General features: G+C 62.7%; 19 protein-coding genes. 10 read left to right on the top strand and 9 right to left on the bottom strand.

Annotation, left to right across the window (positions count from 1 at the left end):
- Positions 1-30: 30 nt before the first annotated feature.
- Positions 31-1,635 (bottom strand): ABC transporter substrate-binding protein, encoded by a 1,605-nt coding sequence (locus tag NKI64_RS00660; protein WP_352666168.1) that lies wholly within the window; start codon positions 1,633-1,635, stop codon positions 31-33.
- Positions 1,636-1,998: 363 nt separating this feature from the next.
- On the opposite strand from NKI64_RS00660, the gene NKI64_RS00655 reads away from it, so the two are divergent.
- Positions 1,999-3,189, top strand: a complete 1,191-nt coding sequence (locus NKI64_RS00655; RefSeq protein WP_352666166.1) for a M24 family metallopeptidase — start codon at positions 1,999-2,001, stop codon at positions 3,187-3,189.
- 170 nt (positions 3,190-3,359) lie between these two features.
- Here the strand turns inward: NKI64_RS00655 and NKI64_RS00650 are convergent, their stop codons facing one another.
- From NKI64_RS00650 to NKI64_RS00640, 3 genes are read right to left on the bottom strand one after another with little or no spacing between them, the layout of a single operon-like run.
- Complete coding sequence (locus tag NKI64_RS00650; protein WP_023737504.1) at positions 3,360-3,776, bottom strand: cupin domain-containing protein; 417 nt, start codon at positions 3,774-3,776, stop codon at positions 3,360-3,362.
- Positions 3,773-4,636 carry a phosphoenolpyruvate hydrolase family protein gene (locus NKI64_RS00645; protein WP_023754222.1) on the bottom strand — a complete coding sequence of 288 codons (864 nt, stop codon included), beginning with the start codon at positions 4,634-4,636 and terminating at the stop codon, positions 3,773-3,775. Before NKI64_RS00645 ends, NKI64_RS00650 begins: the two co-directional genes overlap by 4 nt.
- A 10-nt stretch (positions 4,637-4,646) precedes the next feature.
- Complete coding sequence (locus NKI64_RS00640) at positions 4,647-5,843, bottom strand: Tm-1-like ATP-binding domain-containing protein (RefSeq protein ID WP_023754223.1); 1,197 nt, start codon at positions 5,841-5,843, stop codon at positions 4,647-4,649.
- A 111-nt stretch (positions 5,844-5,954) separates the two neighbouring features.
- On the opposite strand from NKI64_RS00640, the gene NKI64_RS00635 reads away from it, so the two are divergent.
- From NKI64_RS00635 to NKI64_RS00600, 8 genes are all read left to right on the top strand, one after another.
- Positions 5,955-6,638 carry a TetR/AcrR family transcriptional regulator gene (locus tag NKI64_RS00635; RefSeq protein WP_023704248.1) on the top strand — a complete coding sequence of 228 codons (684 nt, stop codon included), beginning with the start codon at positions 5,955-5,957 and terminating at the stop codon, positions 6,636-6,638.
- 302 nt (positions 6,639-6,940) lie between these two features.
- Positions 6,941-8,053 carry an ABC transporter ATP-binding protein gene (locus NKI64_RS00630; protein WP_027048959.1) on the top strand — a complete coding sequence of 371 codons (1,113 nt, stop codon included), beginning with the start codon at positions 6,941-6,943 and terminating at the stop codon, positions 8,051-8,053.
- 46 nt (positions 8,054-8,099) lie between these two features.
- Positions 8,100-9,533, top strand: coding sequence for an ABC transporter substrate-binding protein (locus NKI64_RS00625; RefSeq protein ID WP_023728574.1), 1,434 nt, complete (start codon positions 8,100-8,102; stop codon positions 9,531-9,533).
- Between the two features lie 80 nt (positions 9,534-9,613).
- Positions 9,614-10,675: a carbohydrate ABC transporter permease gene (locus tag NKI64_RS00620; RefSeq protein ID WP_023835039.1), complete on the top strand. Its 1,062-nt coding sequence runs from the start codon at positions 9,614-9,616 to the stop codon at positions 10,673-10,675.
- Positions 10,676-10,678: 3 nt separating this feature from the next.
- The gene (locus NKI64_RS00615; RefSeq protein ID WP_023728572.1) at positions 10,679-11,617 is read left to right on the top strand and encodes a carbohydrate ABC transporter permease; all 939 of its coding nucleotides are present in this window, start codon (positions 10,679-10,681) and stop codon (positions 11,615-11,617) included.
- Position 11,618: 1 nt separating this feature from the next.
- Positions 11,619-12,707 carry an ABC transporter ATP-binding protein gene (locus tag NKI64_RS00610; RefSeq protein ID WP_023733630.1) on the top strand — a complete coding sequence of 363 codons (1,089 nt, stop codon included), beginning with the start codon at positions 11,619-11,621 and terminating at the stop codon, positions 12,705-12,707.
- Positions 12,704-13,144: a hypothetical protein gene (locus tag NKI64_RS00605; RefSeq protein ID WP_023728570.1), complete on the top strand. Its 441-nt coding sequence runs from the start codon at positions 12,704-12,706 to the stop codon at positions 13,142-13,144. The genes NKI64_RS00610 and NKI64_RS00605 overlap by 4 nt, the downstream gene beginning before the upstream one ends.
- Positions 13,145-13,224: 80 nt before the next feature.
- The gene (locus NKI64_RS00600; protein WP_348524262.1) at positions 13,225-14,016 is read left to right on the top strand and encodes an ABC transporter ATP-binding protein; all 792 of its coding nucleotides are present in this window, start codon (positions 13,225-13,227) and stop codon (positions 14,014-14,016) included.
- Positions 14,017-14,043: 27 nt separating this feature from the next.
- On the opposite strand, the gene NKI64_RS00595 is transcribed toward NKI64_RS00600, so the two are convergent.
- Together NKI64_RS00595 and NKI64_RS00590 are read right to left on the bottom strand one after the other, a co-directional pair.
- A complete protein-coding gene (locus tag NKI64_RS00595; RefSeq protein WP_027048960.1) occupies positions 14,044-14,454 on the bottom strand; it encodes a DUF4437 domain-containing protein in 411 nt (136 codons plus the stop codon).
- 217 nt (positions 14,455-14,671) lie between these two features.
- On the bottom strand, positions 14,672-15,019 hold the full coding sequence (locus tag NKI64_RS00590) for a GFA family protein (RefSeq protein WP_023669842.1): 348 nt from the start codon (positions 15,017-15,019) through the stop codon (positions 14,672-14,674).
- 116 nt (positions 15,020-15,135) lie between these two features.
- Here NKI64_RS00590 and NKI64_RS00585 point away from each other — a divergent pair, with 116 nt between their 5' ends.
- Positions 15,136-16,431, top strand: coding sequence for an amidase (locus NKI64_RS00585; RefSeq protein WP_023737510.1), 1,296 nt, complete (start codon positions 15,136-15,138; stop codon positions 16,429-16,431).
- A 22-nt stretch (positions 16,432-16,453) separates the two neighbouring features.
- On the opposite strand, the gene NKI64_RS00580 is transcribed toward NKI64_RS00585, so the two are convergent.
- From NKI64_RS00580 to NKI64_RS00570, 3 genes are all read right to left on the bottom strand, one after another.
- On the bottom strand, positions 16,454-16,795 hold the full coding sequence (locus NKI64_RS00580; protein WP_245260934.1) for a hypothetical protein: 342 nt from the start codon (positions 16,793-16,795) through the stop codon (positions 16,454-16,456).
- A gap of 39 nt (positions 16,796-16,834) precedes the next feature.
- Positions 16,835-17,815 carry an NAD(P)-dependent oxidoreductase gene (locus NKI64_RS00575; RefSeq protein ID WP_023686626.1) on the bottom strand — a complete coding sequence of 327 codons (981 nt, stop codon included), beginning with the start codon at positions 17,813-17,815 and terminating at the stop codon, positions 16,835-16,837.
- 80 nt (positions 17,816-17,895) lie between these two features.
- Complete coding sequence (locus NKI64_RS00570) at positions 17,896-18,612, bottom strand: FadR/GntR family transcriptional regulator (RefSeq protein ID WP_023683008.1); 717 nt, start codon at positions 18,610-18,612, stop codon at positions 17,896-17,898.

Genomic DNA, 18,612 nt, shown 5'->3' with positions numbered 1-18,612 from the left:
AACCGATGCGCAAGCATGCCGGGCTGATCGCTAGCCAGCCAGATAGGTGTCCGCCCAGTTCGACACCGCCCATCGCGGGTTGTTGGCGATGTTGCCCACGGTATCGCGCGCGACGCTGATGAAGCTCCATTCGGCGACGTTGATCAGCGGCAGGTCCGCCGCGACCTGTTTCTGGAATTCCTTGTAGAGGTCGGTGCGCGCTGACGTATCCAGCGTCTCCGAAGCCTTGGCGATCAGCGCGTCGAGCGCGGCGTTCTTGTAGCCGCCCTGGTTGGAGAACGGCACGCCGTCGGGAATGCCGCTCTGCACCAGGATGGTGGTCGAGATCGCCGGGTCGCCGCGGAACACCGGCGGGCCGACGGCGAGGTCGAAGGCGTGGTCGGTGTAGACGGCCTTGATGTGCGCGGCCGAGTCGTTGTTGACGATCACGGCGTCGATGCCGATTGCCGCCAGCGCCTGGCGCAGATAGTCGCCGAACTGCTTGGTCTCGTTGAAATAAGGTGCCGGCAGGAGTTTCAGCGCAAAACGCTTGCCGTCATCGGCGCGCTTGTACCCCGCGTCGTCGAGCAAGGCGTTGGCCTTGGCGACGTCGAATGGATAGATCGGCACGTCGGCAGTGTAGAATTGCGGATCGTTCTTCGGCACCGGGCCGGTGGCGGTGGCGGCATAGCCGAGGAACACCGTCTTGACGACGAAGTCCTTGTCGATGGCATGCGCGATCGCTTGGCGGACCTTCACGTCGGCCAGTTCCTTGCGGCGATGGTTGATCTCGACGACGAGCTGATAGGTCAGCCCCTCATAGCCCTTGGAGATCACCTTCAGGCCCGGCACCTTGGAGATGCGGTCGAGGTCGGCCAGCGGCACGGCGGAGAAGGCGGCGAGCTGGATCTCTTCGGCCTCGAGCGCCGCTGCAGCCGACGTGCGGTCGGGTAGCACCTGGTAGATGATCTCGTCGAGATACGGCTCGTCCTTGGCCCAGTAATCCGCATTCCTGGTCAGCTTGTAATACTGGCCGGCCTTGTATTCGCCGAACTTGAACGGCCCGGTGCCGATGGGTGCATTGTTGGCCGGGTTTTCCTCGATCTTGCCGACCTCGTAGATGTGCTTCGGAACCACGCTTGACAGCGCCGGCAGCGCGTTGCGGATCAGCTGGAACGGCGTTGGCTTGGCGAATTTGAACACGGCGGTCAGATCGTCAGGGGTGTCGACGCTGGCCAGATCCTTGAACACGGTGCGGCCGAGATTTTGCAGCGGTTTCCAGATCTGCAGCGCCGAGAAGGCGACGTCGGCCGAGGTGAACGGCTCGCCGTCATGCCATTTGACGCCCTCGCGTAGTTTGAACGTCACCGACAGGCCGTCGGCCGCGCCCTCCCAGCTGAGTGCCAGCCGCGGCTGGAGCCCGTCCTTGCCTTCGAACGAGGCTTCGGCCAGCGTTTCGACGATCTTGCTGGAGATGAAGAAGACGCCGTTGGAGGCGACGATGGCCGGATTGAGGTTGCGCGGCTCGGAATCGGCGGCAAGCACGAGGCGGCCGCCCTTCTTCGGCGTCTGCGCCCAGCTGAATGTGGGCATGGCGGTGGAGGCCAGCAGTAAAACTGAGCCGCCAAGCAGCGTGCGTCTGGAAATATCCGACATGATCAACCTCCGTCCTCTCCGCGACCAGATGGGCGCACCCCTCGAAGCTGGCGGCACCCGCCAGCATCCTCGCGGCGATTATGGCCCTTGCCAAGGGTTTCGCCAGAGACGGAATTGGCGCATCTTTGCTTGGCTTTGAAATTTTCGTCCGCTGGACCAGTTTAGAGGTGGCCCTTTCATTCTGGTGTTCTGGTAGGACCAGATTGCCTTAGTGTGCAGCAATGACGAGTGGTGACAGCCTGCCGAAGCAATCTAAACCTGTTTCTGGCTGGACCAGAGTTGACGAAATGGTGCAGATTTGATCGAAGCCAAGGGATTGGACGCAGTACGGCCGGCGATCCCACTGATATCAGGAAGAGAAAGATGAACATTGCCCCGGGCAAGAGCGCCGTCAGCAATATCCCGTTCGACCAGGCGAGGGTCGACCGGCTGATGGAAGAGGCCGGCATCGATGTTCTGCTCGCGACGTCCAAGCACAACACGCAGTATCTGCTCGGCGGCTACAAGTTCATCTTCTTTGCCGCCATGGATGCGATCGGCCATAGCCGTTACCTGCCTGTCGTCGTCTATGAAAAGGGTGGGCCCGATCATGCCGCCTATATCGGCAACCGCATGGAAGGCGCCGAGCACCAGAACAACCCATTCTGGACGCCGACGCTGCATGCCGCCTGCTGGGGCACGCTCGATGCTGCCAATCTTGCGGTTGAGCACATCAGCAAAATCGGCAAGGCAGGCGCCCGCATCGGCATCGAGCCGGCCTTCCTGCCGTCGGACGCCTATGCGCTGATCCGCATGGCGTTACCGGATGCCAGGCTGATCGACGCGACCGGCATGCTGGAGAGCATGCGCGCCATCAAGACGGACGCCGAGCTGGAAAAGCTGCGTATTGCCTCCGAGCTAATCACGGATTCCATGCTGGCGACCATCCAGTGGGCGCATGAAGGCACGACCAAGGCGGAGATCATCGAGCATCTGCGGCGCGAAGAAACCAATCGCGGCGCGCATTTCGAATATTGCCTGCTGACGTTGGGCGCCAGCCACAACCGCGCGGCGTCACCGCAGGCTTGGAAAAAGGGCGACGTGCTGTCGATCGATTCCGGCGGCAATTATCACGGCTATATTGGCGACCTCTGCCGCATGGGCATTCTGGGCGAACCGGATGCCGAACTGGAAGATCTGTTGGCCGAGGTCGAGACAGTGCAGCAGGCGGCGTTCTCGAAGGTGAGCGCAGGCACCGTCGGCGGCGATATGATTTCGCATGCCGAGGGCGTGCTGAAGGCCTCCAAGGTCGCGCCCTACACGGATTTCTTCGCCCACGGCATGGGGCTGATCACGCATGAGGCTCCGTTCCTGATGACCAACCATCCGGTGACCTATGAAGGCACCTATGCCGCCAAGCCGCTGGAGACAAACATGGTGCTGTCGGTGGAGACGACCATGCTTCACCCGACGCGGGGGTTCATCAAGTTGGAGGACACGTTGGCGGTGACGGATACGGGATATGTGATGTTTGGGGATCGGGCGCGGGGGTGGAATAGAGGTGGGATAGCCTAGCTCGGCGCTACCCCCTCACCCGGATTGCCATCCGAATTCCGAAGGGCAATTCGGGGCTATCCGACCTCTCCCCGAGGGGAGAGGAGTTTGCGCCGGCGCTGGCTTCTGCCTCTTCTCCCCTCGGGGAGAAGGTGGCCGCGAAGCGGCCGGATGAAGGGGGCCTTTCGCGATTACTTCCCCGCCGGGATCAGCCTGAAATCCGGCAGCTCCCGCAGCACCAGTTCGGGTCCAGCCGGCGAATAGACAACGAAGAGCTGCATCGGCCCATCGCCCGTGTTCAGCGTCGAATGGAAACGGCTTTCCGGCACATAGATGGTGCAGCCGGGGCCGACCTTGGCGACGACCGGATTGCCCTCCTCGTCCTCGACCATCTGCTCGCCATTGCCCGACATAACGAAGATGATCTCTTCCGCGCCGGGATGGTTGTGGCGCGTGTGTCCCTTGCCTGAGGGCAGGTCGACGACACCGCCGGAAAAGCGCTCAGCGCCATTCACTTCAGGCGCCACCGTCAGCGACAGCTTGCCCCAGTCAAAGCCGAAGGCGCTCACGTCCTTCGGGTATACGAATACCTTGCTCTTGTCGGTCATGATCTCATCCCCTTCTTTTTCTTCTGGTCGTGCAGCATGACGGCCTTGAAATCCGCCGTCTGCCTGGCGATCGCGGCTTCAGCCGGCAGCCGTTCCATCGAACTCGCGCCATAAAAGCCGTGCAGGCCCTTGCAGCGGTCGAGGATGTAGCGGGCATCATCCGGCATCGAGATCGGCCCGCCATGGCAAAGCAGGATGACATCCTTGCGCACCGAGCGCGCCGCGTTGGCGATGGCGTCGATCTCGACCACGCAGTCGTCGAGCGACTTGGCCGACGTCGCGCCGATCGAGCCGCCTGTCGTCACCCCCATATGGGCGACGACAATGTCGGCGCCGGCTTTTGTCATGGCGCGCGCCTCGTCGGGGTTGAAGACATAGGGCGTGGTCAGAAGATCGAGCTTGTGCGCCTCGGCGATCATGTCGACCTCCAGCCCGAACCCCATGCCGGTTTCCTCAAAACTCTGGCGCATGCTGCCATCGAACAGGCCGATGGTCGGGAAATTCTGCACGCCTGAAAAGCCCATCGTCTTCAGCTCGGCAAGCAGCAACGGCATGATGACGAAGGGATCGGTGCCGTTGACACCGGCCAGCACCGGCGTCTTTTTGACCACCGGCAGCACCTCATAGGCCATTTCCTTGACGATCTCATTGGCGTTGCCATAGGCGAGCAGGCCGGCAGCCGAGCCGCGCCCGGCCATGCGGTAGCGGCCGGAATTGTAGATGATGATGAGGTCGATGCCGCCGGCTTCCTCGGCCTTGGCCGACAGGCCGGTGCCGGCGCCGCCCCCGACGATGGGCACGCCGTCGGCGATCATCGCCTTGAACTTCTTCAATATGTCCTTGCGCGGTATTGCGGGCATTTGTTGGCTCTCACTGTCTGGCGATGTCGAGGAAGGCCGCGGTTGCGGCTTTGGCAAATTCCGGATCGTTGATGTGCAACGGCAGGCGTGTGACCCGGCGTGTGGCGCTCGGCCTGATGGTGCGCTCGATGGCACCGAACAGCACGGCGTCGGCTTCGGGGTCGAAGAAGGCGCCGCCCTCGATATCGAGTGCCGAGACACCTTTTTCGGGGATCAGGAAATGCACAGGGCCCTCGCAGCGAGCGAGCCTGGTGCCGATCCACTCGCCTATACCGCGGCATTCGTCCACCGTGGTGCGCATCAGTGTGACGTTGGGATTGTGCTCGTAGAACAGCCGGCCCCTAAACTTCTCGGGAATGGTCGGCGGCGCCCAGAAATTGACCATGTCCAGCGCGCCGACCGAGCCTACATAGGGCAGCTTGGTGCGGGCGATGGCGCCGAAGCGGTCCTCCGTCGCCGGCAGCACGCCGCCGAACAGCAGGTCGCAGACTTCCGTCGTGGTGATGTCGATGACGCCGGCGAGCAGGCCCGAGTCCGCGAGCTTCTCCATCGAGCGGCCGCCGGTGCCGGTGGCGTGGAAAACCATGCAGTCATAGTTGGCGCGCAACTGATCCGCGATGGCGGTCACGCAAGGCGTGGTGACGCCGAACATGGTGAGCCCGAGTGCCGGCTTGCCGGTGGCAGTCGGCGCCGGCCTGGCGGCCATGCCGGCGATTGCCTGCGCCGCATTGTGCAGCACGACGCGTGACAGCCGGTTCAGTCCCGCCATATCGGTGACCGATGGCATCATGATGATGTCGGAGACGTCGACATAGGGCGCGGTGTCGCCGGAGGCGAGCGTCGAGACCATGATCTTGGGCAGCCCAAGCGGCAGCGCGCGCATGCCGGCAGTGATGATCGACGTGCCGCCGCCGCCGCCAATGCCGATCACGCCTGATATGTCGTCGCGCGACTGAATGAAATTTGTGAAGGCGGCGCTCATGCCGGCCACTGCCGTGCCGCGATCATCGATGCCGAGCACGCCACTGGCTCCACCCGGATGATGCGCCGCGACCTCGCTGGCCGGGATATCGACCGGCACCGTGGCACCGCGCGTTCCGATGTCGACGCGGGCAACCGAACTGCCGGTGGCGGCAATAGCATCGGCCAGGAAGGCAAGTTCCTCGCCCTTGGTGTCGGCTGTGCCCACCACGTAGATGCGCTTCATCGCGTTTCTCCCGTCACCGGCCGACCGGCGCCGGGCCGCCTGTCGCCCTTTGCCGGCCTTTCGGTGGGCAAAGGTCATTGCAATTTTTTGAGACGCGCGTATCGTATTGACATGGAAGTCTCACGTCAACAAGCCGCTGGGAACGACGACGCCAACGAGGCTGCAGAACGCGGCCCACGGGCCCGCACAAAACGGCTGATGCTGAAGACGGCGACGCGGCTGATGCAGGCGGGCGTCACCCCGTCGGTCAGCGAAGTCGCGGAGGCGGCGCAAGTGTCGCGCGCCACCGCCTATCGCTATTTCCCCAGCCAGGCAGCCCTGGTGCAGGCGGTGGTTGACGAGGGGCTTGGGCCGATCCTGACCTGGCAATCGACGTCCACCGATGCCGGGCGGCGCGTTGCCGAATTGTTCGATACCGCCATGCCGCGCATCGAAGCTTTCGAGGCAACTTTCAAGGCAGCGCTGAAACTGTCGCTCGACCAATGGGCGCAGCGGCAGGCGGGCACGCTGGGCGGCGAGCCGCAATTCACGCGCGGACATCGCGTCCAGCTGCTGAAGGATGCCATCGCACCGCTCAAGGGCCGGCTGCCGCCGCGCGAGTTCAAGCGCCTGGCGCAGGCGCTGTCGATGATGTTCGGCGTCGAAGTGCTGATCGTGCTGAAGGATATATGGGGGCTCGATAGCCGCGGCATGCGGTCGGTCGCGCAATGGGCGGCGGGCGCCCTTGTGCGCGCCGCGGTGGCGGAATCAACGGCTGAAATCGATGCGGCCCCGACGGCGGCATTGGCGAAATAGCGCCAATCTGGTTCGACCAGATTTGGATGCCCACTATTGATGTTAACCGGGATGGCAGTGCCGAAACAAGGCTCTCCTATATCAACGAGTAGGAAAATTCAGGGAAAACAGTCGGATACATGAAAAATCCGGTTATACAAGGTCCGGTGGTGATCCAAGAAAGAGCTTGACGGCTATCCAAAATTGGTAATACCAGATCAGGAAAGAAAAGGCGGATCGAGAATGACAGCCGCAGTCCATTTCGGCAGGACGAGGAGAATCATACGGATGGCGCGTGTTCCGTCCGCACGAGGTGGCGCATCGTGACGCAGACGTCGCCTCGCGCCAGTGACGGCAAGGGGATTGCGCTGCGCCTCGATGGGCTCAGCAAGGCCTATGGATCCGTGCGCGCCATCAACGACCTGAGCTTCGCCGTCGACGAAGGCCGCTTCTTCGTACTCTTCGGGCCGAGCTCCGTTGGCAAGACGACGACGCTGCGCACTATCGCCGGCCTCGTCAAGGCCGACTCCGGCACGCTTGAGATCGGCGGCCGCGACATGGCCCATGCGCCGATCGCCGGCCGAGGCATCTCGATGGTCTTCCAGTCTTTCGCGCTTTACCCCCACCTCACGGTCTATGACAATCTCGCCTACCCGCTGCGCGAGGAGAAAGCCGCGCGCGCCGAGATTGACAAGCGGGTGAAAGAGACCGCCGAGATCCTGAAGCTGACACACCGCCTGAAGGCCAAGCCGGCAACCCTGTCCGGCGGAGAGCAGCAGCGCGTCGCGCTCGGCCGCTCCCTGATCCGCCGGCCAAAGATTCTTCTGCTCGATGAGCCGCTCACCAATCTCGACGCCAAGCTTCGGCACGAGACGCGCGCCGAGCTGAAGCGGCTGCACCGCCAGTTCGGCATGACCGTGATCTATGCCACGCCCGACGAGATCGAGGCTCTCTCGATGGGCGAGACGATCGCCGTCATGCGCGATGGGGGCATCGTCCAGATCGGCACGCCAGACGAGCTTTACGAGCAGCCGATCGATACCTATGTCGCCAGCAAGATCGGCTCGCCGCACATGAATCTGTTCACGGCCTCGGTGCGCGCCGACACCAGATCTTTCGACACGCCGCTCGGGACTCTGGTTCCGGCGACGGCGCCAAAGACTGCCGATGCCAACGAGGCCGCGCTGATCGGCATTCGCCCGAGCGACATTCGGCTCGCCGCCAAGGGCGAAGCCGGGGTTGCCTCGAAGGTGCATCTGGTCGAACCGCTCGGCGACATAACGATCGTCTCGGTCGAGGCCGGCGGCGAGATGTTGCGCATGGTGCTGCCGGAAGCGATCGCCGCCAGCATCAGGACCGGCGATTCGGCATCGATCGCCATCGATAACAGGAAAATCCACGTCTTCCGCGCCGCGAGCGGCCAGGCAATGACCTGACTCGAAAGGCGAGAAGCAATCCGGTTAACCAAGGGAGGAAACGCGAATGACGGCGATGACCAAACTGAAAGGGCTAGCGACAGCCGCAAGCTTCGCTGCCACACTACTGGTGGGAGGCGTGACCTATGCCTCTGCCGAAGAAGTGACGTTGACGATGGCGGTGCCGGATTGGCCCCCGACCCGCATTATGAAGAAGTTCTTCGACGAGCAGTACAAGCCGAAGTCTGGCAATACTGTGAAGCTCGATGTGGACTTCATTCCGTGGCCGGATTTCTACACCCGCGTCAACGCCTCGTTGACCTCGGGCGAAAAGAAGTACAACTTCATCGTGTCGGACTCGCAGTGGCTGGGCGCCTTCGTCGAAGGCGGCTACTTCCGCAAGATCAACGATCTCATCGATGCCGACCCGGAACTCAAGGCGACGATGGAGTCGATGCATCCCGCCGTGCTCAACGCCTACTCGACCTATCCCAACAGCACGCCGAACTACTACGGCTTCCCGCAGTTCCCGGACGTGCTGGTCACCTACGGCCGCAAGGACGTGCTCTGCAACAACGACGAGCAGGCCGCCTACAAGGCGAAGTACAATGAGAAGCTGCCCTGCACCGGCGAAGAAATCGACGCCATGGACTGGAACACGTTCGAGCATGTTGGCGAATTCTTCCAGCGCAAGAAGGGCGACAAGCTCGCCGGCCAGGTGCTGGATGACGATTTCTATGGCATCGCCTATCAGGCAGGCAAAGGCTACGACTTCTCGACGAGCTCGGTCCACACGTTCGTCTGGGAGCATGGCGGCGGCATCTGGGATGAAACCAAGGCCCCGACCGGACATGCCGAAGGCGTCGTAAACTCCCCGAAGTCCATCGAGGGCATGGAGCATTTCCTCAAATTGCTGAAGTTCATGCCGCCGGTGGTCAAGACCGGCACCATGGACATCTTCGTCTCGGACCAGTTGTTCCGTGAAGGCAAGGTGGCCATGAACATCGACTGGATCGGTCTCGCCGAAGCCTCGCTCGATCCCAAGACGTCGAAGGTTGCCGACAAGCTGGTGTTCGGATTGGCGCCAGGCCTGCGCGGTGCCGACGGCAAGGTGAATCGTACGTCACAGATCGGCGGACAGCCTTTCGTTCTCACCACCTGGACGACGCCTGAGCAAATCAAGGAAGCGGTTGGCTTCGTGAAGTGGTGGCTCTCGCCTGATATCCAGCACCAGTTCGCCGCCGGCGGCGGCCAGTCCGCGATCAAGTCGGTCTACAGCGATCCGAAGTATGTGACCTATCGTCCGTGGGACCGCGCCTGGGCGAACTCGCTCGACTGGCAGAAGGACATGTGGCACGTGCCGCAGTTCTTCGAACTGCTCACCCAGCAGCAGGACCAGTACGACCTAGCCATCACTGGCAAGCAGGACGCCAAGACCACCTTGGATAACATCGCCAAGTTCCAGGAGGACCTCCTGAAGAACGATGGTCTTATCCAGTAACCTTCCGACATAGCTGCGGGGAGCGGGCAAAAGCCGCTCCCCGTCATTGCCACTTCAGGCGCTCCATATTTCGGACTCCCATGACCGCTGTTTCAAGCACGCTGCTGACACCACGCCTTACCGCGGTTGTTGCCCACAACTGGAAACTCGCCATCGCTGTCGCTGTCGTCGTGTCGGCCATATCAATGGCGGGCTTGCCTGCGGCTGTCTCCTTCTGGGTGGTGGGCGCCGCGGTGGCGTTGGTCGCGGCCGCATTTACCGTCAACGCGTATCGCCGCCACTACTTCGGCGCCTTGCTGGTCGCTCCGGCAATCGCCGTTCTGTTTGTGATGAATATCTTCCCCCTGCTGTGGTCGCTGGGCCTTTCGTTCTTCGCCTACCAGGCAAACCAGCAGACGATCCGCTTCGTCGGACTCGGGAACTACATCCGGATCCTTACCAACGATCTCGCTGCTCACGCGACTTGGGGCGCGCTGATCAACACCGCCATGTTCGTCGTGTTCACCGTCTCCGCGCAGATGATCGTCGGCTTTCTGCTGGCCATCCTGTTCGCCAAGCAATTTCCGCTGCGCAAGTATTTGTTGATCCTGGTGCTGACACCGATGATGCTTTCGGTTGTCGCCTCTGGCGTGTTCTTCACCTACTACTATGACCCGACATTCGGGATTCTCAGCTACGTCATCAATTCCATCTCCGGCAACCAGTTCATCCTGATGAGCAACAAAGTCGGTGCCGTGGCGGGAATCGTTTTCGCCGACGCATGGATGTGGTCGCCCTTCGTCATGCTCCTTGTGCTGGCGGGCCTCGTCTCGGTGCCGAAATACCTTTACGAGGCCGCTGCCATCGACCGTATTTCCAGCTGGCGGCAATTCTGGATGATCACCTTCCCCTACATCCGCGGCCTTCTGATGTTGGCCCTTCTCTTCCGCACCATCGAGGCATTCAAGCTGGCGGATCTCGTCATCCTCCTCACCAAGGGCGGCAACGACACGCTGACGATCTCCTATCACTTGATCCGCATCGCCAACGAGCAGAACAAGACGAGTGAGGGCGCGTCGATCTCCTATCTGATGCTGTTCATGGTGATCGTTCTCACCAACCTCTACCTGTACCTCGCAAACCGCCGTACGCAGGGAGCCTAACCCGTGACCGAATCGATATTGGGAAAGCTCGGCTTCCGCAGGGCCAGCGGAGTAGACGAGGCCGGCTGGGGGCGGACGCTCGCCGTGGCCGTCGTCGCCTTTATCTATTTTCTGCCGGTGCTGTTCATCATATTCACCGCCTTCAAACCGCAGGGCGACGCGCTTCTGGTGCCTCCGACGCTGTCGCCCACGTCGCTGTTCGGCTTGATTCCGGATCATTTTGTGTTCAAGCCCACGCTCGAAAATTTTGGGTCCGTCTTTTCTCGCTCGATGACGTCGGGCGGTGCCCCGGAAGCGACAGGATTCGACCGTTATTTCTTCAACTCGATCTTCATCGCCTCGGCTTCGGTGCTGCTGGCGCTGGTCATCGGCACCCTGGCGGCCTTCGGCTTCTCGCGCTATCCGCTGAAAGGCAATGACACCTACCTGTTCATCATCCTGACCACGCGCATGCTGCCGGCGATTGTGGTGATCATTCCGGTGATCCTGATGTTCCGCGTAGTGGGCCTGTCGGGCTCGTATCTCGGCATCATCATGCTCTACACCGCCTTCAACTTGGCCTTCACCATCTGGATGATGAAGAGCTTCTTCGATGAATTGTCGCCAGACGTCGAGGATGCCGCCCGCCTCGACGGATCGTCCGGAATGCGGGTGTTCTTCAAGATTTGCCTGCCCCAGGTCATTGCCGGGCTCGCCGCCACGTTCGTGTTCGGCCTGATCCTCACCTGGAACGAGTTCCTCTTCGCCCTCTTGCTCTCGGGGCCTGACACGAGGACGGTCCCGGTCGCCATGAACCAGGCCGTGTCGTCGGGTGGACGCGGCACCGACTGGACTTTGCTTGCCGCCATCGAAACCCTGTTCCTCGTCCCAGTCTTCCTGGTCACCTTCTTCTTGCAAAACCATCTGTTGCGCGGTGTTACCTTCGGCACGGTGAAGCGCTGAGATGTCAACCATCGAACTCCGCAAAGTCACCAAGCGCTTCGGCTCCTTCACCGCGGTCAAGGACGTTGACCTGTCGGTGGCCGCCGGTGAGGTCGTCTGCCTTCTCGGCCCGTCCGGCTGTGGCAAGACGACGACCTTACGCGTCATCGCCGGGCTGGAAAGCGTCACTGACGGCGAGGTCGTCGTCGCCGGCAAGGTGATGAACAAACTGCCGCCCGAAAAGCGCGACATCGCCATGGTGTTCCAGTTCTACGCGCTCTACCCGTCGGCATCGATCGCCGAGAACATCGCCTTCCCGCTCTATCATGACGGCATTTCCGGGGCTGAGCGGACTGCCCGCGTCAACCGCGTCGCCGCGATCCTTCACTTGGAGCACGTTCTCGACCGGCTGCCGAACCAGATATCCGAGGGCGAAAAGCAGCGCGCCGCCATGGCCCGCGCCATCGTCCGCGACCCCAATTGCTTCCTCTTCGACGAGCCCTTGTCGCGTCTCGATGTCGAACTGCGCCAAACCATGCGTGGCCAGATCAAGGAAGTGCTGCAGGGCCTCTCCAAAGCGACCGTGATCGTGACCCATGACCAGCTCGAAGCGCTCACCATGGCCAACCGCATCGCCATCATGAAGGACGGCCTGATCGAGCAAGTCGGCTCACCGCACGAGGTATTTGCCAAGCCCGCCAATGCTTTCGTGGCGAGCTTCATCGGCACGCCGCAGATGAATCTTCTCGAGGCCGACCTCAAGGCCTTCGCCGATGGCACGGCGGACATGACCGTTGCCGGCATTAGTCTGGCGATCCGCACGGACGCGGCGGTCGCGCGCCTGCAGCCCGGCAAGGTGACGATCGGTGTCCGCCCCCGTGCTTTCACCGTGACCGATACGGGGGACCGTGGCACCATCTCCGCCAGAGCCGAGCTCATCGAGCCCATGGGCGCCGAAACCCTTATTCATGCCCGCACGGCGGCAGGCGCCGACATCCGCGTCGTGGTGACGAGAAGCCAGTGGGTCAAGGTCGGCGAGGCGCTGAATCTACGCCCCGATCCCAGGCAAACCCATGTCTTCGATGGCGCCGGAAAGGCGGTGCGGTCATGAGCGACAGTTCTTCCGGCATGAGCCGCGCCGGCGCGTTCCGCCTCGAGCTCTTCATCATTGGCCTCGGCGTCTTGGCGCTGGTGCTGATCTTTCAACCCTTTTCCATCGGCCTGTACGCGGTCGGCAGCGGTCTCGTGGTGCTTGCCGGGCTCATCAACAACCTGCTGCCGTTGGCCCAGCCGGGCGTCAAGGTGCGCAGTGTGGTGACCGTAGCGCTGGTCGTGGCGCTGGTCTTCTGCATTGCGCTGCTGGTATCGATCACGGCGGCGCATCTCTACGGCGTCTTCTTCCTCAATCCACCGGACCCCAACACTCTCGCCGGCAAGGCGCAGCTCGCCACGCCGCCTTTCTACAAGCAGGCTTTCGTGTGGGAAATCGCCGCCGCGGCGGTGATTCTCGCGCTGATCGTCACCGCTCTCAACAAGACAGCGCGCTGATCAGCAGCTGACGCTATCCGGCAGGTCGCGCTCGCGCCCGTCCGCGACGGTCGGTGTGCGTCGCCCTCTCAACTCTCACGCTGTCATCCTCCGGCTTGACCGGAGGACCCGACGCCGAGATCAAGGATCGTGTCGACCGCGCCGCCAAAACACTCAGGATCGAACATCTGCTCGACCGCAAGACCGATCGTCTGTCCGGCGGCGAGATGCAGCGCGTTTCGATCGGCCGCGCCATCGTGCGCAAGCCGCGCGTGTTCCTGATGGACGAACCGCTGTCGGCGCTCGACGCCAAACTGCGCGAGGCGCTGCGCACGGAACTGAAGAACCTGCAGATCCAGCTTGGCGCCACCTTCCTGTTCGTCACCCACGACCAGATCAAGGCGATGTCGATGGGCGACAAGGTGGGCGTGCTCAACCATGGCCGCATCATCCAGACCGGCACGCCGCACGAGATCTATAACAATCCGCGCGATACCTATGTGGCCAGCTTCGTCGGCTCGCCGCCGATGAACCTGATCGATGGCAAGCTGGTCAACGGCCGCGCGGTGATGGCGCCGCTAAATTTCGAACTGCCTTTCTCTGGGGGTGCCAAGGCGGGCGGTGCGACCGACGGTCGCCCGCTCGTCTTCGGTATTCGACCTGAGGATGTGTATCTTGAAAGCGGTGCGCCGGTCGAGGCACGCGTCCACGATGTCGAGAACCATGGCGTGGAAAAGATCCTGACTCTGCGGGTCGGCGACACGACGCTGCGCGCCACGGTGCCGGCCAGAACCGATGTCCAGATCGAGCAGCCGGTGCGCTTTGCCTGGAATCAGGACAAGGTGGTGCTGTTCGACAAGGGCAGCGGCGTGAGCTTGCGGCACGCCAGCTAGTTGCGGTCGAACGACGGCGCCGCCTGACTATTTCTGGAAGTAGGTCTCGTAAGGCGTATCGTTGATCAGCAGGATCACGCACTCCGTCTCTGAGAGGCAGGCGTCGTCGTGCATCTCGTTGGCCTTCTGGGTCCAGTAGGATCCCGGCGGCAATTCGACCTTCGTCGCTTCGCCGCCGTCCATTTGCCAATGCGCCCACAGTCCCTTGATGACCACCGCGCGATAGTCGGCGGTGTGCGCATGAACCGGCGCGCGCCAGTTGCCGGGAACTTTCAGCAAGGTGCCCGCCGGGCCTTTGGCCCGGTCACCCCACAACGGGCCAAGGCGATGCGGCTGGTCTGGCACTTCGGCGACATAGGGGATCTTGTCGGCCGGGAGATAGCTGTCCTCGAGGGCAAAGGCGCGAGCGGGAAAGACGCAAGAAACGGCGAGCGCCAGAAACGCGCTGTCTTCGGCGGCCTGGTGGTCGACAATGCCGGTGTGGCCAGCGCCTTCGCCTATTGTGGCGCTGCGACCTTGCTGGCGGCGATCGTTGTGTTCGCGCGCGGCCCTAAGCGCGTCGAATAGCCGATAGCCATCCTTGGCTGAAGCAGCGGGCCCGAGAACTATCAAGGTTTTCGGGGCGTTGCTTTTGTGGTGAGAGGCCACCGTAGGGTCAGACCGCGCGGCCGTCGAAGTCGAAGACCGGCAGGCCGGTGGGATCGAAATCGGCGACGCAGTTGAGGTTGATGTAGGCGCTGCGTTCGCTGCCCTGACTGACATCCTCGGCAAAGGGATGGATGCCGCAGGTGCGGCAGAAGCGATGCGCCATTGCATGATTGCCGAATGTGTAGGTGCCGAGATCGTCGCCCCACGCCAGCACCGTCAGGCTGTCATGCGGGATGGCGGCCAACAGCGCGCCCTTGCGCGAGCAGATCGAACAATTGCACCGCACGGCGCCGGTCAGCTGCGCCTTGAATTCGAACGCAACCTTGCCGCAGTGGCAGCTGCCTTTGTACAGCATCAGTCCCTTCCTATCGCTGGCAGGTGCAAAGGCACGCTGTCCGGGCTATTCCTTCCGCTGACCTAGCGGCCCATATGCCTTAAAGACGCTCCACCTTGACGGAATCCGACATCGACATGCAATCAATCCGCGATCGTCTCGAGATCATCCTGTCACGTCTTGCCAGTTGCGCGGCAGGCGAGAAGGTGTTCACCAAACTCTATGCCGAGGCGGCGCGCGCAGCGGCCGAGGCCACCGATGCGCGCAAGAAGGCCGGCGTATCGCTCGGGCCGCTTGACGGCACCATCGTGTCGATCAAGGATCTGTTCGATGTCGCCGGCGAGCCGACCACGGCCGGGTCGCTGATGCTGAGGGACACCGCGCCCCGTCGGCACGACGCTGCGGTCGTCAGCCGTCTGCGCCAGGCCGGCGCCGTCATCATCGGCAAGACCAACATGACCGAATTCGCCTTCACCGCTATCGGCGACAACATGCACTACGGCACACCGGGCAATGCCGCCGACACCAGCCGCATTCCAGGCGGTTCGTCGTCGGGCGCCGCCGTGTCCGTTGGCGAGGGGACGAGCGACATTTCCATCGGCTCCGACACCGGCGGTTCGGTGCGCATCCCGGCATCGCTGAACGGCGTCGTCGGTTTCAAGCCGACGGCGCGGCGCGTGCCGCTGACTGGTGCCTATCCCCTTTCCGCGACGCTGGATTCGATCGGGCCGCTGGCGCTGAGTGTTGCTGCGTGTGCCCTGGCTGACGCCGCGATGACGGGCGAGCAGATGCCGCAACTGCACCTGCCGTTAGCGCTTGCCGGGCTTCGTGTCGGCATTCCGCGCGGCCTGCTTTTCGAAGACACGGAAACGGAGATTGCCGCCGCGTTCGATCGCAGCCTTGCCGGGATCGAGCAGGCAGGCGCGTGGCTCACGGACATTTCGATCGACGACCTCATTGCCGATCTGCGCCTGGCCACCAAACGCGGCTCGATCGCGGCCATGGAAGGTTCTGAAATCCATGCCGACTGGCTGGCGACGGGCGCATCGGTGCCGGTCGATCCCCATGTCAGCGGGCTGCTGTCGCGGGCGGCGGCCATACCGACGCCGGTTTATATCAGGGCAATGCGTCGTCGCGCGGCACTGTGCATAGCCATGGACGAGCGGTTGGGTTCGGTCGATGTGCTAGCTCTGCCGACCACGCCGGTGACAGCGCCGACTATCGTTTCGATGGCCGAGGATACGGCTCTGCGTGAACGCACCGAAGGTCTGCTGCTGCGCAATACCCAGGTCGCCAACCAGTTCGACCTCTGCGCGATCTCGCTGCCGATGCCCGGCATGACGCTGCCGGCCGGACTGATGCTGGTGGCGCGCAATGGCCACGACCACCATCTGCTGCGCATCGCGGCTGAAGTCGAGCGGCTGCTCCGATAGGCAGCGAGCCGTAGGTCGGCAGTCAACGTGCCGCGCAGCGCTTGCGCTCGCTTTTCTTGGAGGAGCGTTCGATTTTGGTAACGACCAGCATCGGCGGATCGTTCGGCTGGCCGCGATGCTGGATCGATCCTCGGACGACGAGTTTTCCAGCATAAAGCTTGTCGGAGAGGTCAGGTGCCGATCTGTCCAGCGGCGGCAATTCCGTAGTGTTGAGCTCCACGCCTTTAACGACATTGCCGGTGGTCAGATCCAGCGCATTGCCTGACGGGCAGGGCGCCATCATGCAGACGATCCCATTGCTGCAATAGACATAATCGCTGCTTTGTGCCGCCGCGAGCGAAGGTAAGGCCACGATCGACGACACTGCGAGAACCAGAGATGCGAAGCGAAAACCGGACATGGTTCACGCGTCCGCCGGGAACCGTCTGCGGTAATGCTCGACCACGTCGGGATTGCGCAGATTGACAGGCAGCCGGTTGGCCAGCACCAGCAAGGTCTCGCCGGCCGCGCCCACGCCCATGCGCATCATCGATTGCTCGGTAATCCCCGCCATATGCGGGGTGACGATAACATTGTCGAAACCGAAATAGGGATGGTTTGCCGGCAGCGGCTGCGTGGCAAAGACGTCGAGTGCGGCGCCGCCGATCCGGTCTTGGCGCAAGGCCTCGATCAGCGCCTCGTCATCGATCACCGGCCCGCGCGAAATGTTGATCAAAAGCGCGTCCGGCTTCATGCGGGCGATGCGTTCGCGGCTGATCAGGCCGCGCGTTTCCGGCGTCAGCGGGCAGCAGAGCACGATGATGTCGCTCTGTTCGATCAGCGCATCGATCGACAGGAAGCCGATCCTGTCGGGTGCCGGCTGCATGCTGCGGGTCGTCGCCACGACGTCGAGGCCAAAGCCGTGCGCGGCGATATGGGCGACTGCCTGACCGATGGCGCCGAAGCCGATGATGCCGATGGTCTTGCCGGCAAGCTCGCTGGCATGGCTGGCGTGGTCGCGGCCGGCATTCCAGCCCTTGGCGCGCAAGTCGCGGTCGACCGAACGGAAGCGCCGAAGCAGGGCAAGGGCCGCGAACATCACATATTCAGCGACCGAACGCGCATTGACCGCCGGCACGTTGGCGACCAGCACGCCGGCCGCGGCCGCGGCCTCCATCGGCACCATGTCGAGCCCGGCGCCGTGGCGGACCGCGGCTCTGAGTTTCGTGGCGTTTTCGAACAGCGACGGCGGCAGCGGTGCGCGAACGATGATGACGTCGGCATGCTTCGCCTCGGCGGTCAGCGTTGCCGCATCGAGCGCTGAGGCGACGACGAGTTCACCGGCGCCCGCCAGCATTGCGGAGGCACGCGGATGCAGCGTGTGCGTCGACAGGATTCTGGGCATGGGGGCTCTCGTGTTTGTCGCAAGCGAAAGCGCTGCGCGCTTTCCCGGGAAAACCGTTTCACACTTTTCCTGGAATTGCTCTAGGCTTTCTCAAATGCCAGGCTTTGCGCTTGCGCCTCGCGGCCCTCGATGATCCCCTTCCAGTAGCTTTCCGCGCCTTGCAGGTGGGCGCTCATCAGCGCCTGGGCGAGATTGCCGTCGCGACGCAGCAGCGCCTCGTAGATCTGGATATGCTCGGCATGCGAGCGCACTGAGCGCTCGGGATCGTTGAAGTAGATCGGCAGCCGCTGCTCGCCCATCAGGTAATAGACGCTGCAGATATTGTGGAAGACGCCGTTCTTGGTCGCCCGCACGATTTCGAGGTGGAATTCGCGGTCTTCCTTGGCGAGGCCTTCGCCGGCGGCGATGCACTCCTCCGAGGCTTTCAGGATCTCCCGCAGGCGTTCGAAATTCTCTTCGGTGGCACGCGAACAGGCAAGTTCGGCGGCCTTGATCTCGTGGATCTTGCGCAGTTCGACGGTCTCGTAGATCTGCACCGGATCGAGCGGCAGGCCCGCGCGGGCGAAAAGAGCCAAGGCTTCTACACTGGCCTGCCTGGTGTCGACATAGATGCCGGATTTGGCGCGGCGCTCGACGATGCGCATGGCCTCCAGAATGGCCAGCGCCTCGCGGATCTGGCCGCGGCTGACACCGAAATGCTCCGCCAGCTCGCGCTCCGAGGGCGTGCGGCCGCTCTCCTTGTCCGAATGGGCGAAGAGATAGGCGGCGAGTTCGGCGAGAAGGTTCTTTTCTTTCAT

Source organism: Mesorhizobium sp. M0478 (genome assembly GCF_040321305.1).
In the GTDB taxonomy this organism is placed as follows: Bacteria; Pseudomonadota; Alphaproteobacteria; order Rhizobiales; family Rhizobiaceae; genus Mesorhizobium.
Note: the sequence above shows the minus strand (reverse complement) of the source record. Positions and strands in the feature narration are given on the sequence as shown.

Coding starts and splice junctions, on each gene's coding strand:
- NKI64_RS00660 (WP_352666168.1), bottom strand. CDS start 1,635: ATGTCGGATATTTCCAGACGCACGCTGCTTGGCGGCTCAGTTTTACTG.
- NKI64_RS00655 (WP_352666166.1), top strand. CDS start 1,999: ATGAACATTGCCCCGGGCAAGAGCGCCGTCAGCAATATCCCGTTCGAC.
- NKI64_RS00650 (WP_023737504.1), bottom strand. CDS start 3,776: ATGACCGACAAGAGCAAGGTATTCGTATACCCGAAGGACGTGAGCGCC.
- NKI64_RS00645 (WP_023754222.1), bottom strand. CDS start 4,636: ATGCCCGCAATACCGCGCAAGGACATATTGAAGAAGTTCAAGGCGATG.
- NKI64_RS00640 (WP_023754223.1), bottom strand. CDS start 5,843: ATGAAGCGCATCTACGTGGTGGGCACAGCCGACACCAAGGGCGAGGAA.
- NKI64_RS00635 (WP_023704248.1), top strand. CDS start 5,955: ATGGAAGTCTCACGTCAACAAGCCGCTGGGAACGACGACGCCAACGAG.
- NKI64_RS00625 (WP_023728574.1), top strand. CDS start 8,100: ATGACGGCGATGACCAAACTGAAAGGGCTAGCGACAGCCGCAAGCTTC.
- NKI64_RS00620 (WP_023835039.1), top strand. CDS start 9,614: ATGACCGCTGTTTCAAGCACGCTGCTGACACCACGCCTTACCGCGGTT.
- NKI64_RS00610 (WP_023733630.1), top strand. CDS start 11,619: ATGTCAACCATCGAACTCCGCAAAGTCACCAAGCGCTTCGGCTCCTTC.
- NKI64_RS00605 (WP_023728570.1), top strand. CDS start 12,704: ATGAGCGACAGTTCTTCCGGCATGAGCCGCGCCGGCGCGTTCCGCCTC.
- NKI64_RS00590 (WP_023669842.1), bottom strand. CDS start 15,019: ATGCTGTACAAAGGCAGCTGCCACTGCGGCAAGGTTGCGTTCGAATTC.
- NKI64_RS00585 (WP_023737510.1), top strand. CDS start 15,136: ATGCAATCAATCCGCGATCGTCTCGAGATCATCCTGTCACGTCTTGCC.
- NKI64_RS00575 (WP_023686626.1), bottom strand. CDS start 17,815: ATGCCCAGAATCCTGTCGACGCACACGCTGCATCCGCGTGCCTCCGCA.
- NKI64_RS00570 (WP_023683008.1), bottom strand. CDS start 18,612: ATGAAAGAAAAGAACCTTCTCGCCGAACTCGCCGCCTATCTCTTCGCC.